The 13341-nt window shown below is 61.7% G+C and carries 12 protein-coding genes and 2 pseudogenes; 5 read left to right on the top strand and 9 right to left on the bottom strand.

The genetic code is table 11. The annotated features are described in order from the left end of the window. Nucleotides 1-135 precede the first annotated feature (135 nt). A pseudogene (tnpC, locus tag AiwAL_RS18470) lies at nucleotides 136-1308 on the top strand (IS66 family transposase); the annotation flags it as partial. 9 nt (nucleotides 1309-1317) lie between these two features. On the opposite strand, the gene AiwAL_RS18465 reads toward tnpC, so the two are convergent. Next, the gene (locus AiwAL_RS18465; protein WP_262313300.1) at nucleotides 1318-2511 is read right to left on the bottom strand and encodes an IS110 family transposase; all 1194 of its coding nucleotides are present in this window, start codon (nucleotides 2509-2511) and stop codon (nucleotides 1318-1320) included. Between the two features lie 245 nt (nucleotides 2512-2756). On the opposite strand from AiwAL_RS18465, the pseudogene AiwAL_RS18460 reads away from it, so the two are divergent. Both AiwAL_RS18460 and AiwAL_RS18455 read left to right on the top strand, forming a co-directional pair. Then, nucleotides 2757-3029 (top strand): annotated as a pseudogene (locus AiwAL_RS18460) (transposase domain-containing protein); the annotation flags it as partial. Then, the gene (locus AiwAL_RS18455; RefSeq protein WP_262313299.1) at nucleotides 3026-3253 is read left to right on the top strand and encodes a hypothetical protein; all 228 of its coding nucleotides are present in this window, start codon (nucleotides 3026-3028) and stop codon (nucleotides 3251-3253) included. The pseudogene AiwAL_RS18460 and the gene AiwAL_RS18455, both read left to right, overlap by 4 nt. A gap of 22 nt (nucleotides 3254-3275) precedes the next feature. Here AiwAL_RS18455 and AiwAL_RS18450 read toward each other — a convergent pair whose 3' ends face one another. The 4 genes from AiwAL_RS18450 to AiwAL_RS18435 form a co-directional block, all read right to left on the bottom strand. After that, nucleotides 3276-4691 carry an IS4 family transposase gene (locus tag AiwAL_RS18450; RefSeq protein WP_262313298.1) on the bottom strand — a complete coding sequence of 472 codons (1416 nt, stop codon included), beginning with the start codon at nucleotides 4689-4691 and terminating at the stop codon, nucleotides 3276-3278. Nucleotides 4692-4968: 277 nt separating this feature from the next. Further along, the gene (locus tag AiwAL_RS18445) at nucleotides 4969-5292 is read right to left on the bottom strand and encodes a DUF736 domain-containing protein (RefSeq protein ID WP_262313297.1); all 324 of its coding nucleotides are present in this window, start codon (nucleotides 5290-5292) and stop codon (nucleotides 4969-4971) included. 696 nt (nucleotides 5293-5988) lie between these two features. After that, entirely contained in the window at nucleotides 5989-6927 is a 939-nt protein-coding gene (locus AiwAL_RS18440) for a DUF2493 domain-containing protein (protein ID WP_262313296.1), read from the bottom strand. Nucleotides 6928-7296: 369 nt separating this feature from the next. Next, nucleotides 7297-8466, bottom strand: a complete 1170-nt coding sequence (locus tag AiwAL_RS18435; protein ID WP_262313295.1) for a toprim domain-containing protein — start codon at nucleotides 8464-8466, stop codon at nucleotides 7297-7299. 203 nt (nucleotides 8467-8669) lie between these two features. On the opposite strand from AiwAL_RS18435, the gene AiwAL_RS18430 reads away from it, so the two are divergent. Next, on the top strand, nucleotides 8670-8912 hold the full coding sequence (locus tag AiwAL_RS18430; RefSeq protein WP_262313294.1) for a type II toxin-antitoxin system Phd/YefM family antitoxin: 243 nt from the start codon (nucleotides 8670-8672) through the stop codon (nucleotides 8910-8912). Next, a complete protein-coding gene (locus tag AiwAL_RS18425) occupies nucleotides 8909-9334 on the top strand; it encodes a type II toxin-antitoxin system VapC family toxin (protein WP_262313293.1) in 426 nt (141 codons plus the stop codon). The genes AiwAL_RS18430 and AiwAL_RS18425 overlap by 4 nt, the downstream gene beginning before the upstream one ends. 90 nt (nucleotides 9335-9424) lie before the next feature. Here AiwAL_RS18425 and AiwAL_RS18420 read toward each other — a convergent pair whose 3' ends face one another. The 4 genes from AiwAL_RS18420 to AiwAL_RS18405 all read right to left on the bottom strand — a co-directional run bounded on the left by AiwAL_RS18420 (nucleotide 9425) and on the right by AiwAL_RS18405 (nucleotide 13124). After that, entirely contained in the window at nucleotides 9425-9958 is a 534-nt protein-coding gene (locus AiwAL_RS18420; RefSeq protein ID WP_262313292.1) for a hypothetical protein, read from the bottom strand. Nucleotides 9959-10008: 50 nt separating this feature from the next. Then, on the bottom strand, nucleotides 10009-10374 hold the full coding sequence (locus tag AiwAL_RS18415; RefSeq protein WP_262313291.1) for a DUF6915 family protein: 366 nt from the start codon (nucleotides 10372-10374) through the stop codon (nucleotides 10009-10011). A gap of 10 nt (nucleotides 10375-10384) precedes the next feature. Continuing rightward, nucleotides 10385-10888 carry a DUF6878 family protein gene (locus AiwAL_RS18410; protein WP_262313290.1) on the bottom strand — a complete coding sequence of 168 codons (504 nt, stop codon included), beginning with the start codon at nucleotides 10886-10888 and terminating at the stop codon, nucleotides 10385-10387. 100 nt (nucleotides 10889-10988) lie between these two features. Then, complete coding sequence (locus AiwAL_RS18405) at nucleotides 10989-13124, bottom strand: ParB/RepB/Spo0J family partition protein (protein WP_262313289.1); 2136 nt, start codon at nucleotides 13122-13124, stop codon at nucleotides 10989-10991. Between the last annotated feature and the right edge of the window lie 217 nt (nucleotides 13125-13341).

Genomic DNA, 13341 nt, shown 5'->3' with positions numbered 1-13341 from the left:
GAGCCGCTCGCGCTCTTCGAGGCTGAGCTTCACCACATACTTCTTTACGGCACTTTGTTTCGCGGTCACGAACCATCTCCGTCGTTGCGGAGTCATCGAATCGAAGGTCCGCCGCAAAATCAATGACGGAGGGTACTAGAGGCGACTGCCACCGAGGACGAATTAAGGGCCGAGCAGGAAGCCGCGAAGGCCCGCGCAACTACGGTCACCGGCGCCACCCGCAAGCGCCCCTCACGCCAGCCCTTCCCAGATCATCTGCCGCGCGAACGGATCGTCCTGCCGGGGCCAGCTGCTTGCACATGCTGCGGCGGGAGGCGGCTTGCCAAGCTGGGCGAGACGGTGACGGAGACGCTGGAGAGCACGCCGCGCCAGCACAAGGTGCTCCAGTATGTCCGGGAAAAATTCACCTGCCGCGATTGCGAGACGATCAGCCAGAACCCAGCGCCGTTCCACGTCATCCCGCGCGCCTTTGCCGGTCCCAGCCTGCTGGCGATGATTGCCTATGAGAAATTTGGCCAGCACCAGCCGCTCAACCGCCAGTCCGAGCGCTTCGCCCGAGAGGGTGTGCCGCTCAGCGTCTCGACCCTGGCCGATCTGGTCGGGGCCGCTTGCGCCGCGTTGGAGCCGGCGTTCAAACATATGGAAGCCATGGTGTTCGCGGCCGAGCGCGTGCACGGCGACGACACCACAGTGCCGGTGCTGGCGCGCGGCCAGACCGATATTGGGCGCGCCTGGGTCTACGTCCGCGACGACCGGCCGTTCGGTGGTGCTGGGCCGCCTTGTGCGGTGTTCTACTACTCACGAGATCGGGCTGGCATTCATCCGCAGACTCATCTCGCTGGGTACAGCGGCATCTTCCAGGCCGATGCCTATGCTGGGTACAACAAACTTTACGAATCCGGCCGAACACCGGGCCCCATCATCGAGGCTGCCTGCTGGGCGCATGCGCGGCGAAAATTCTTCGAGCTGGCCGATATCGCCCGCAACGCCAAGCGCAAGGCGCAGGGCCGCACACCGGCCTTCGTCGCGCCAATGGCGCTGGCCGCGGTGCAGCGGATCGACGCGCTGTTCGAGGTCGAGCGCGCCATCAACGGCAAATCACCTGCCGAGCGCCTCGCCGCGCGCCAGGAGCACAGCGCCCCGCTGGTCGCCGACCTTGAAACCTGGATGCGCGCCGAGCGCGCCAAGCTCTCGCGCCACAACGGCATTGCCAAGGCGATGGACTACATGCTCAACCGCTGGACCGCCTTCACCCGGTTCCTCACCGATGGGCGGATCTGCCTGTCGACGGATGAAGCTGACAAGAGTGCACTTGCGTCAGCAAGACCTTTTTTTGCTTCCGGGTGGAACCTCTCGCCAAGCTTCGACCATGCGGGCATAAGCCTCTTCGGCGCGTTTCACATACTCCATTTCTCGTTGGCGGATTTCCTTGATCCAGTAGTCCCGGCCAGGACCCGCCTTGCCGTATTCGCGAGGCGCTCCGGCCTTCAGTGCGACCTTGCGCAGCTTCATGGCCTGGAATGCCGGTCTGGCGAAGGCGTAGTCCTGCCCTTTGGCCAGCACATGCCAAATCAACACGGCCAGTTTCCGGGCTGTCGCGACGATGGCCGCCGCTGGCCCCCGCTTGGCGTTGACACGGACGAAGAAAGCCCGCAGCGGGCCCGGCGCGGTTCGGGCCGACCATGCCGCTTCGACCAGCATCTTGCGCACGGAAGCGTTGCCCTGCTTCGAGATGTGGCCGTGACGGGCCGGGCTCTCGCCGGACTGACGCACCTTCGGGGTAAGGCCGAAGTAACTCGCGAGCTTCTGGGGCGAAGCGAACCGCGAGATGTCGCCGATCGCGCTGAGCACCATCGTGGCCACGATCGGGCCGATGCCAGGAATGGTCATCAGCCGGACCGCCCGTTCATCCGCCAGCGCCAAGCGGGCCAGCTCCCGGTCAAGGGCCGCCAGTTGATCGATGGTGTGCCGCAATTCCTCGACGAGACGGTCGAGGATTCGCCGTTCATGGTCGGGAAGCGTAGCTTGAGCCAGCCACCGCTGACCGGCCGGTCCAAAAAGTTCGCCCTTGTAGAACGGAACCAGGTTCGCGTGCAGGATCGCATGGATGCGCGATTTCAGGCGCACGGTCTCCTCGAGCAGCCCCATGCGTTCGGTAGCCTGACGGCGACGCCGGACCGTGTCGTCATCCGCCGCCCAGACCTCGGGGAGAAATCCCGCCGCTTGGAGACGGGCCAGCATGACGGCGTCGATCTTGTCCGTCTTAACCCGCGCATAGGCAATCGCGCGCACCATGCGCGGATTGGCGATGACGACCCGGCTCACGAAGGGCCGGAGCAGCCGCTCGATCGCCGCCGTGTTGCCTGTGGCCTCAAGCACGATCTCATCATCGGCTTGCAGCATTCGCCCAAAGGTCAGGACCTTCTCCTGCACCAATTCGACGCGACGCTCCGCAACGATCCGACCGTCCTCCAGGATCGCAACCTGGGCAAACGACCGATGAACATCCATTCCAATGACTCGCATACTCCCTCTCCATCGATTTCCGGGAGCTGGCAGGTTCACACGACATCTACGGATCCGCGCTCGCGGCGCAACCGGGCAGGTCGTAGGGGCGGCCAGGTAACAACTCGAGCTCACAGCTCATGGTCAGGACGGCCTACCGCCGTTTCATGCTCCCGACGCCCCGGCCCAGTGACCCGACTGTACCCACTGGCAAGCTTGGGTCCAGGCCCCTGAAACAGCGCGTCGAGGACATCATGCTCTTTAACAACGCGGCAGAGCGCGCCATTCGAAGCTTGGCCCTGGGGCGCCGCAACTGGCTGTTTGCCGGCTCTGACCGCGGCGGGCAGCGCGCCGCGATGATGTACAGCCTGATCACCACTGCAAAAATGAACGGCATCGACCCGCAGGCATGGCTCACCGACGTCCTCGACCGCATTGCCAATCATCCGGCGCACAGGCTCGACGAATTGATGCCCTGGAATTGGACCGCCCGCCCGGCCGCAACGGTTCCTTGCGCGGCATGACAACACAGCTGAACAAGATTTACGCAATCAAGACCATCGCCCTCGTCGCACAAGAGCTCGGTGAGGACGAGGACTGGCTAAACGAAATCATCGAAGAAATGGAACCGGAAGACGGGCTGATCTGGGTTTATGGACCAGATGGCGAAGCCGCCGCAGCCTTCTCCGACTTTGGTGTCGAAAACCTGGAGGGTATCATCAGAGAGCGGAGAAATCTGGAAAAGTAACGCCCGCGGCATTCACCGGCTTTCAATTACCCACAATTTGCATGCCGATCATAACGCCGAGTTTGATATCCGTGAGGCGTGAGAGCCCGCGCCACATGACGATGTTTCCGGGGGGAGGATCGGTCGCGCGTGCGAGATAGCCGCCGAGTTGGGCGATCTTGGTCAGATACCGGCCGAGTGTCTTCCGGCGAAGTCGGATTTTGTCTTTCACAAGCTGATCCAGCAGGCCGATTTCTGTTTCATCCAATGCCAGCGCCGGCGGCGCCTGCGGGGCAGATCGGTTTAGCATTGTGATCCAGAATATGCGCCAGCTGATGATACAAAAGACAGCGACCTGATTGGTCAGCCGCTGGGCCGTCCGGAGTTTTGATTCCTCAGCCTTGCAGCCGGATTTTAGGATTTTGTGGAATACCTCAATTTTCCACCGCATCGCATACCATTGGAGTTTCTCGATGGCGTCCTTGCGCGACTGCACCGGCAGATCGGTGATCAACTTCCAATGGATTTTCTTGCGATGCTTCGGGCTCCCGCGCTCCTCGGCGTGGATCACGGTTAACGATAATGCCGGATATCGCTTCTGCTTACCGATTGGCGGTTGGACCCGGATTTTGCGATACTTGATCTCCAGCACGGCTTCGTCCGGATCGCCTTTGCTGTCCCGGACATCAATGCGATGCAGCCCTTTCACCGTCACCTCATCCATTTCGTCGGCGATTGTGTGATCACCTTCCCCAGCCAGGCGGTCGACACAAGTTCTGATCAGGAAATGCGTGCCAATTCCATGCGCCGTGCAAAAGAGTTCATAGATGTCGCTCTCGCGGTCGCCAATATGGACACACCGTCCCGGATCAGCAAAAACCGCCGTAGATTGCTTCAGGTTCTCCAGCCATCGTATGCTCTCTTTGGCCTCAATGGGTACCCGCGTCGGGTTGATTTTCTTCTTGAGTGCCGCGGTTCCCTTGAATTTCTTGCGGGTCCAGAATTTGGCAGCGGCAAGACCAAGGGGAAGCCCGTCACGCGTGATCGCCAGGCTCGAATGCATCAGGATGCCGCAAACCGAGTGCGACCGCAGACGACCGGCCTTGTCCCGGCCACTATTCACACTCTTCGTGATGCCGATAGCCTCCGAAGACTCTCGTTTATAAACAAATTCCGTCGTATCATGGAGCATGAACACTAGGCCGTCGGTGGCGCCAACGCGCTCGCCGGTCGATTGAAAATGTCCGGCCAGAATATCCGCCTCGCTGACCCGGTCATTGGAGAAAAAGCGATAGGCCGCCTTCGTGTTGGCCCAATCCTGGCAGACCAGCGGAATGCTTTGCCCCACAGAACCTCCCAACTGCGCAATCAGCTTGCGGAACCGCCCTTTCAGGCGCTCGTCCGCAAAATGACACCCAGCAATCTCGCGGTCAAACCAGCCAACCTCTTCTTCGTCCATCGCACCGCCCCAGATTCGGTGCCGGACAAAGAATCACACGCGATTCGCGCCGGGCAATAGGACCCCGCCATACGAGCTCGGATTTGTGGGTAATTGAAAGATTCACCGGATGGATACTCTGATAATTCAAAAAAGTTTTTGGTGCAGCTTTTTTCAAAAAGCTGCGTACTCCATGCCGAAACTCTACTTTGCTGATATTGACGTTTTCCAAAATGCTCCCGTCAATTTTTATTACACTCTCCCGCCCGGCTTCGCCGGGCGGGGTTCATCGCGGTTATTACTCCCCGTTTTGCTTACGGCTGCGGGACCAAATAAGAGTGTAGCCCTCGCCGCCTTCATCGTCGAAGAGGTTGGCGTAGATCGGCGCGCTGAAGCTTGGGTCATCCAGCTTGACCGAGATATAATCGCGCCCTTCGGCGGAACGCTTGGACCAGCCAGCACCTAGCTCGGCACGTCCACAGAATATACGATGGCTGGGTGCGTTGTCGTTGCCACGGTTGGTTTCAGGCACGATACGCACGTTCTTCGTCTGCACGCTTAAGGTCACAATCTCGCCGTGGATTTCATTGCCGGCTTTCTTGAAGGTTCCGATGGTAGCCATGTCAAATCTCCTTTGCTGTTTCGAGCCCGCGACCATCGCAGCCTCGATGGCGATCAATTGACCGGGGGCACGATCGGCCTGCACCGCCTGCGGCCGTAGCGTCAGCGGAGGATGGCGGCTTCCGGCTTTTTTGAAGCGCAGCGCCCGCGAGGAGGCAGCATCGCTGCCGGGGAAAAAAGCCAGAAGCCGCCATTGCAGGAAGGCGATCGTCCTTCGGTCAGATCAGCCACGGAGAGGCCGCGTGGCGCGGCTTGGGGCAGGCAGTCAGGGGAAGTCTGGCGACACTTAAAATCTTCCATGAAGCGGCATCATCCATGACCGAGAACGATAATTTTTTGCAGACGTCGCCGCGCCATCATGCCTTGTATACCCCGTTGCTCCAACGCGCCTGCCCTCACATCAATGGACATGCGGATTGGCGGCACATGGCCATGCATTTCGCAGTAGAGAGATCATTCCGATCATGCGATAAATCCAGCCGCGCACCTGACCATGCCAATCCACGGCAATGCTGCGCGAGGAGCACACCTTTTACGTCCGATTACACCAGCGAAACGGGGCGCACACCACGATGAATTCCGCCGGTGATGCCGGGCGAGGTGTTTGGCGGGGGCTTGTCCGATGAATAAAGCCGCCGTCGGCGGGGGGCTTCAGCCTGTAGATGGGATACGGCATGCGCGGGCTGAATTTTGGGGGCTATGCGCCCCCACCGCCGAATGTCCACACCGGAATACCGAGTTTTTTGGCTTTGTCGGCCAGGTTTTCCTGAATGCCGGTACCGGGGAACACCATGACGCCGATTGGCAGGCCGTCCAGCAGCGCGTCATTGCGCTTGAACGGTGCCGCCTTGGCATGCCGTGCCCAGTCGGGCTTGTAGGCAATCTGCGTCACCTTGCGTGCATCCGCCCAGGCAGCGGCGATGCGCTCGGCACCCTTTGGGCTGCCGCCGTGCAGCAGCACCATGTCCGGGTGCTTGGCGTGCACTTTGTCGAGCTTGTCCCAGATCAGGATGTGATCGTTGAACTCCATCCCGCCGGTGAAGGCGATTTTTGGGCCGGAGGGCAGCAGCGGCTCGGTCTCGGCCCGGCGCTTGGCGGTGATAAAGTCGCGGCTGTCGATAAGGGAAGCGGTCAGCGCGCGGTGATTGACCATCGAACCGGAGCGTGGGCGCCAGGCTGAACGTGTTTGGCGCTCAAATTGCTCGGCGGCCTGGTCGCGGAAGAATTCCAGGCAGTCCCGGCGTTCCAGCAATGTCTGCCCCTCCGCCGTGAGGCGTTCGAGCTCGACCGAGCGCACCTCGGAGCCATCCTGCTCCTTCTGGCTGCGTTTTTGCGCCTGCTCATTATCATCCAGCGCGCGCTCGATCCGGCCTACGGCGCGATGGAAAAGATTGACCGTCGCCCAGAGCAATTCTTCAAGATCTGGCTCCAGCCGGGTGTCCGTCAGGGTGGCAGCGAATGCATCGAAGATATCCGCGACGGCGCCTACGATCAGCGGTGCTTCGGGCAATGGCCGCGGGTCAGGCTCGCCCTGGCCGGGATGGTAGCCATAGAGCTGCAGTTCGCTGAGAATATGCGCGGTGGGGGAAGCGGCGTGCGGTGGCTCGTAGCCGGTATCGTCAAAGTCGCGGGTCATGGGATGCTCCTGTTTGCCGGAAGCCCGCGCCCATCGCGGCCTTCCGTGGCGATCCCAGCCGTGGGCGGCGGCCGCCCGCACCGGTGAGGCCGGAGCGTAAGCGGAGGATGGCGGCGGGGCCGCTATTTTGCTTCGCGCTGCAAAGCCCCGGGCATCGCATGGCATGATCAGTGTTGTCGATCATTCCCCCGGGGCGGCGGAAAATAGCGGCCCCGCCGCCATTGCGGGCCGCCGCCGCCCACGGCACAGAGCGCCCTCTCGGAAGGCCGCCGGCGCGGCCGCCCGGCAAATTGGGGGAATACAGTACCCGGCGGGCGCGATGATCCCGGCGTTGGCGGGCCGTCACGCGCCAATCCGCTGCGTAAAATCTCAGCCGCACACCATGAAGCGGTGTGCATCTTCCGGCGCCAGTTGTACCCGCAAGCTTGCCCGCAATTCAGCGAGGCCAAGTTCGCGAAGATCATCATTGAAATCGCCAAGGCGGGGCGAGAGGATCAGCACCTCGATTCCGGCAGCCTGCGCGCGTTCGGTCAAGCTTGCCGCCGCGCGGTTACCGGCTGCATCGGCGTCGCGGGCAATGTAGAGCCGCCGTAAGTCAGCTGGTAGCAGCAAGGCAGCCAGATGTCCCGCCGAGAGTGCGGCGGCGATCGGCATGGCGGGCAGCACGCAACGAAACGACAACATGGTCTCGATGCCTTCTCCGGCCGCAAACACTTCAATGCCCGTCGCGCGGCCGAACCGGACGGCATGTCCGAGCAGATGGCCCAGTGCACGCCGTGGTGTCTCAAGCGGTGCCTTGCCGAGCCGGATGGGGTCGAGAGGATCAGACCCGCCAGGGTCGAGCCAGGTACGCTGGATACCGGTGATCATGCCATCAAGATCGGTCACCGCCGCGATCAGTGCTGGCCAGGGTTCTGGCGATGCATCCGGGGTTGCGCGGTAGAAACAGCGCGGATGGAACCGTAATTCGCCGATTCCGGTAAGTGCCGCTGGCGTGATGCCGCGCCAGTGCAAATAGCTTTCAGCAAGGGTGCCCGAGAGGGGCTGCGCGATGCCGAACAACCGCCGTGCGGCCCGTTGAGCCTGGGCAGCGTCAGGGGCAGGATACACGCCATCATCCGCCTGCGGCTCGGGGGCGGCACAGGCGCCCGCTAAACTCGGCACCTGACCCTGAGGGGGATGACTGTAGTGATTGTATCTCGCCTCATGATCGTCCCCCGCCAGCCCCAAAAACCGCCGCGCTTCCTCGGCCACATCCCAGAACTCGGTCAGGCCGCAACACTCGCCGATTAAGTCCAACAAATCGCCATGCGTGCCCTCGGCGGCATCCTGCCAGCGCCCCGCAGCCCCCTTGCCCATGCCGCCGCCACTGAGCCGCACAAACAAAGACCGCCCCGGTGTGTTATGAACATCCCCCACCAGCCAATAGCGCCCCTCACGCCGCCCGGCGGGCAAATAATGCCGGCACACTGCCTCAGCCTGCCGGGCCAGCATTTGCGCCAGCTCAGCCACAGGCATGGTAAAATCACGCTTGGGCATCGCTTTCTCCTCCATCACCAAAGAGTTTCCGCCAACTGGGGCGCCAGCCCATCAAGCTGCCGAACAGCGCAGCATATCGCTCCGCCTTGCCCACGCGCTATCTTCCGAATCGGAAGTTGGCCGGGCCACCACGCCCGCCAAAAATCTTCCCCTCCCACGGCATCCATGCTATAAGTGACCATCTAACTGGTCAGAAGCATCCCATGAACAGCGTTAACCTCGCCGACGCCAAGGCGCACTTAAGCGAACTCGTCGAACGGGCCGCCGCCGGCGAAGCTGTGCGCATCACCCGCCGGGGCAAACCGGTGGCGCAACTCGTCCCGGCTGATATCCCGCGCAAGCCGGTCAATCTTGGGGCGCTGCAAGCCGTGACCGCTGCCATGCCGAAACAGGCTGAGCCCGCGCGCGAATCCATCCGCAAAATGCGCGATGAGGCGCGTTATTGAGCCTGTATCTCGACACGTCGCTACTGGTCGCCGCCCTGACCAATGAAGCCGAGACCCCGCGCATGCAGGCCTGGCTGGCCGCACAGCAAGCCGGAGAGCTGGCGATCAGCGATTGGGTGATGACCGAATTCTCCTCGGCCTTATCTATCAAATTACGCACCGGCCAGTTGCAACCGGCGCACCGTGCCGAAGCCTTGGCGATGTTCACACAACTCGCCGCTGAAAGTTTTTTGCACCTGCCGGTCAGCGGGCCGCAGTTCCGCACCGCCGCGCGCTTCTCGGATCAATACACGCTGGGCTTGCGCGCTGGCGATGCCCTGCATCTGGCCATCTGCGCGGATCACGGCGCCACCCTATGCACGCTTGACCGCCGCCTCGGCGAAGCCGGCGCAGCACTGGGCGTGAAGACTCTGATTCTCTGACAGGCGCCCACGCAAAATGGGCCGCCCCGCTGCCGGGTCCGGCCCATCCGCATTGTTCACGGTTCTTCGCAAATTGTCCCGGACATCCTTCTACCTGCCCTCCTGTCCGGCGATGTCAGCAAGACAATCCGACAGAAACTCCGTGGTCGAGCAGCCTTTGATCGCATCGGCGGTGATGAACAGCGCCATGCCGCCAAACCCATCGGCGCGCATCTTTGAGCACATGAACGCTGTCGTCACTGTGATATAACGCAGTTTGGCGGAACGCCGCACGATGTCCTGGAGAATGACCTCCCACGACATACCGCTCATATCCAGATCAATGGTGTCATCATCCGATGTGGCGTTTTTTAGTTTCTCCGCCACATAGCCACGCGTCTGGCTGTCACTGCTGCTGGCCGCGTCCAGCGCCGCGATAAGTTCGGCGCGATCAATCCAGATCAGATCCAATGGCCCTTGCCAGGAATGGAAATAGGTGGCGTCGCCATCTGAGTCCGCATCGAACATATGCGAGAGCAACAAAAGCTCCAGCTTCGTCATGTCCGCGTTCGGGATGATCTCCGGGATCACGATCGGTGAATAATAATCCGCCATATTGGCCTCCAGAAATGCAAAGCCCGGCATGAATGAAGCCGGGTTCTGGGTTGAAAGAGATGAATGATGAAGCGAGAGGATCAGGCGGCATCGACTTCAAACGGATGAAGCAGTCTATGCAGCGCCTTGGCCCGGCCCATCCAGGGTTCAGGGCGGATGGCTTTGATCCAATCCGCGAAGCCCGGTATGAAGCCGAGATCTTCACGAACATGCTGTTCGCCAATCAGGCGCACAGGTATCATCCGTCCCGTCGAGATCGTCATCACATGGCCAAAAAATCTCTCCGCCATGAAGATGCCTTCGGCATGATGGCGAAGTGCCCGGTGCCGAAAATCCGATGAGATCATCTTGCTCTCATCGAACCAAGAATGCAGGGGTAAAAAATCTTCCGCCGTTCCGCCCCATTTTTTCGCGGAGGATAAAGCGTGATGGTAAGGGTGTGCCATTGCCGCCTCCTCAAAATTCATGGGAATAATTTTCGGTGGCGGTATAGCGCTCATTATAGTCGAGCGTGATGCTGTCCTCGGTCACGTCGAAGGTAAAATCGCCAAACGCACCATCATTATTCTCCCAGCCGCAATGCGTCTGCGCCAGAAAATCATAGGATAGAGCCTCAATGGCTTCGCGCACCGTATGGGTCTCGCGTTCAATGTCCGGGCTATCCCAGGCGGGCCGTAAAATCTCGATCCGCTCATCCGGCAATTCAACGGCAACATCACCGCTCTGAACCGTGATCTCCTCGATCTGGCCGCTATCGCCATAGCCGTCGAAATTCACGATCACGGCGGTGATGCCATGTTCCGCCAGAATGCCGAAAAGCATTTTCTTGTTGCACTCGAGCACGGCACACGCGCGCTTACGATACGCGCGTTCTTTTTGTTCCCACGAGACCATAAACGGATCGATACTGGTAAGCGGCTGCTGGCTTGGCGCCTGATTGTGATTGTGATTGTCTGACATGATCTGTCTCCAGAAATGCAAAACCCGGCACGAAGCCGGGTTTGGATGGTGTGAAGGAATAGAGGCGAGGCGGCCTTTGGGCCGCCTCGGGGTTCTGGGATCACTCCGCCGCGATCTCGTGCGGCTCGAGCTGTGCTTCGTCTTCGGCGGATGGAAAATCGGCCGTCTCAGCCGCCTCGCCGATCACAGGCGCGCTGGCAGCGGCGGCGACAGAACTATGCGTAGCCGCTGCCGCAGAATCTGCCGGCATCGTCATGGTCTCCACGCCCTTCGTGCGCAGCGCCTCGGGCAGCCAGCCGGTGCCCGTCAGCATTTGCGCGGCGGCTTCGGCCATGGCATCCTTCTTCAGCCCTTCAAGCCGTTGCGCCGCCTGCTCGCCCTTGGCCTCAAACACCGCTTCCAGAATGCGCGCCTTCGTCAGCCGGCCGAGGTAATTGTCCACATTCGGCGCCCAGCCCGCATCGGCCAGATCAAGCGCCAGAATTTCCGCCAGCCGCCCGGCATGCGCCAACGCACGGGGCCGCCGGTTATAGGCATCATGCGTGGCGTTCAGCGTCAGCGCCACGCAATGCGCGAACAGGGCCTCGCGACTATCCGTGTCGAGATTGGCTAGAGCATCCCAGAGTTCAGCACTATCTTCGGGCAATTGCGCTGCCCAAGCCTCGTGCCGTGCATCAACCCGTGCCGCCAAGGGCGTGTCAGCCAGACCCGGCGCCTGCGCGCCGAACATCACGCTCTTCGCCTCAATCTCCAGGCAGGATTCGACACCGTAGCGATAGAACAGCCGCAAGCACAGCGCGTGCAGCAGGGCGAGGTAGGCAATGCCGGGCTCATGACCCAGCGCCTCGCGCAGCGCCAGCGTGCGATACGCGGTCAGCTCGGTCAGCAGCCGGTCAGGCAAGGGCTTGATACCATCTTCCTCCTCCACCTCCGGTTCGGCCGCATCACCGACATGCGCGACAATGATCCGGCTTTCCGGCATAGCGGGATCGCTATCATCATCTGCGACACCACTACCCTTGGCCGCCAAAGTCGCCTCATCGGCTTCCTCAACCACCAATGGCTCATCCTCGGGGCGAACATAGCCGCGTTCCACCCGCAACGCGCCGTTGCCATCGATGCTGACAAACACCCCCGCCATGGCAATCTCGGCAGGATCATACACCGGCGGGCGCTGGGTTAGCGCGTCGATCTCGGCCTCGATTTCCGCGAGGCGGGCATCGGCATCATCGGAGACTTCATCCGCCGCGGCGGCTTCTTCCTCGATCCGCTCAGCCTCGGCGCGCAACGCCTCGACCTGGGCGATTTCCTCATCGGTGAGCGGTCGGCGCGTGCCCGGAATGCGCCGCAGGCCGTAGCTATGGCCATACGGAAATTCAGGTGCCACCTCGACCCATTTCCAACCCTCAGCACGGATCGCATCGGCGTCGCGCGCCAGCTTTTCCGCCACCACGCGTGCCAGCAGCCCGGCATCCTGCAGCCAGCCGCCATCATCCTGCTGGAACAGATCGCGCATGATGGCCCCACCCGCCGCCACATAATCCTCTCCGGCATATTGCGCCCGCTTGTCCGAAGCGCGCACCGCGCCTTCGGTCAGCAAGCGGCGGATCTGATACGGCTCCTTGTTGTAAGAGCGCTGCAGCGCCTCCCACACTTGCTCCTGGCGCTCATGGTCGGGGCTGACCGAGAACGCCATCAGTTGGTCGAGGTTCATCTCATCCTCGGCGTAGACATCCAGCAGCCGGGGCGAGACGGCAGCCAGCCGCAGCCGCTGCTTCACCACCGAGACCGCGACAAAAAACACCGCCGCGATCTCCTGCTCGCTCTGCCCCTTTTCGCGCAACGCCTGAAACGCCCGGAACTGATCCAGCGGATGCAAAGGTGCGCGCTGCACATTCTCCGCCAGGCTGTCCTCCTCAGCGATCCCCTCGGTGCGGATGACGCAGGGAATCGGCGCGGTCTTGGCGAGGCGCTTTTGCCGCACCAATAATTCCAGCGCCCGATAGCGCCGCCCGCCGGCGGGGATTTCGAACATGCCGGTCTCAGCACCCTTGTCATCCAGCACCGGGCGCACCGTGATGCTTTGCAGCAGCGTGCGCCGGGCGATATCCGCCGCCAGTTCCTCGATCGATACGCCAGCTTTCACCCGCCGGACATTGGATTGCGAGAGCACCAGGCGGTCGAACGGGATATCGCGCGAGGCGCTGAGCGTGATTTTCTGAACAGTTTTGGCCATGGGAAAAACTCCATGACGGGCGGCCCGGAGCCACTCTCCTGGCCTGTCACCCGTCAAGAAATTCCCAGCCGCCCTCTGCCTTTTATGGGGTGGGTCAAGAACCGCGTTTCCGGGGAAGGACGACGGCTGAACGGCCCCCGCCTGTATCCAAGGCGCGCACGATCGGCGCCGGCGAAGCCGGCGTGATGGCGTTGGCAACCGACCGGGGCAGAGCGTC

It is taken from the genome of Acidiphilium sp. AL (assembly GCF_025499445.1).
Classification (GTDB): Bacteria; Pseudomonadota; Alphaproteobacteria; order Acetobacterales; family Acetobacteraceae; genus Acidiphilium; species Acidiphilium iwatense.
This window is presented reverse-complemented; position numbering and strand designations above follow the sequence as displayed.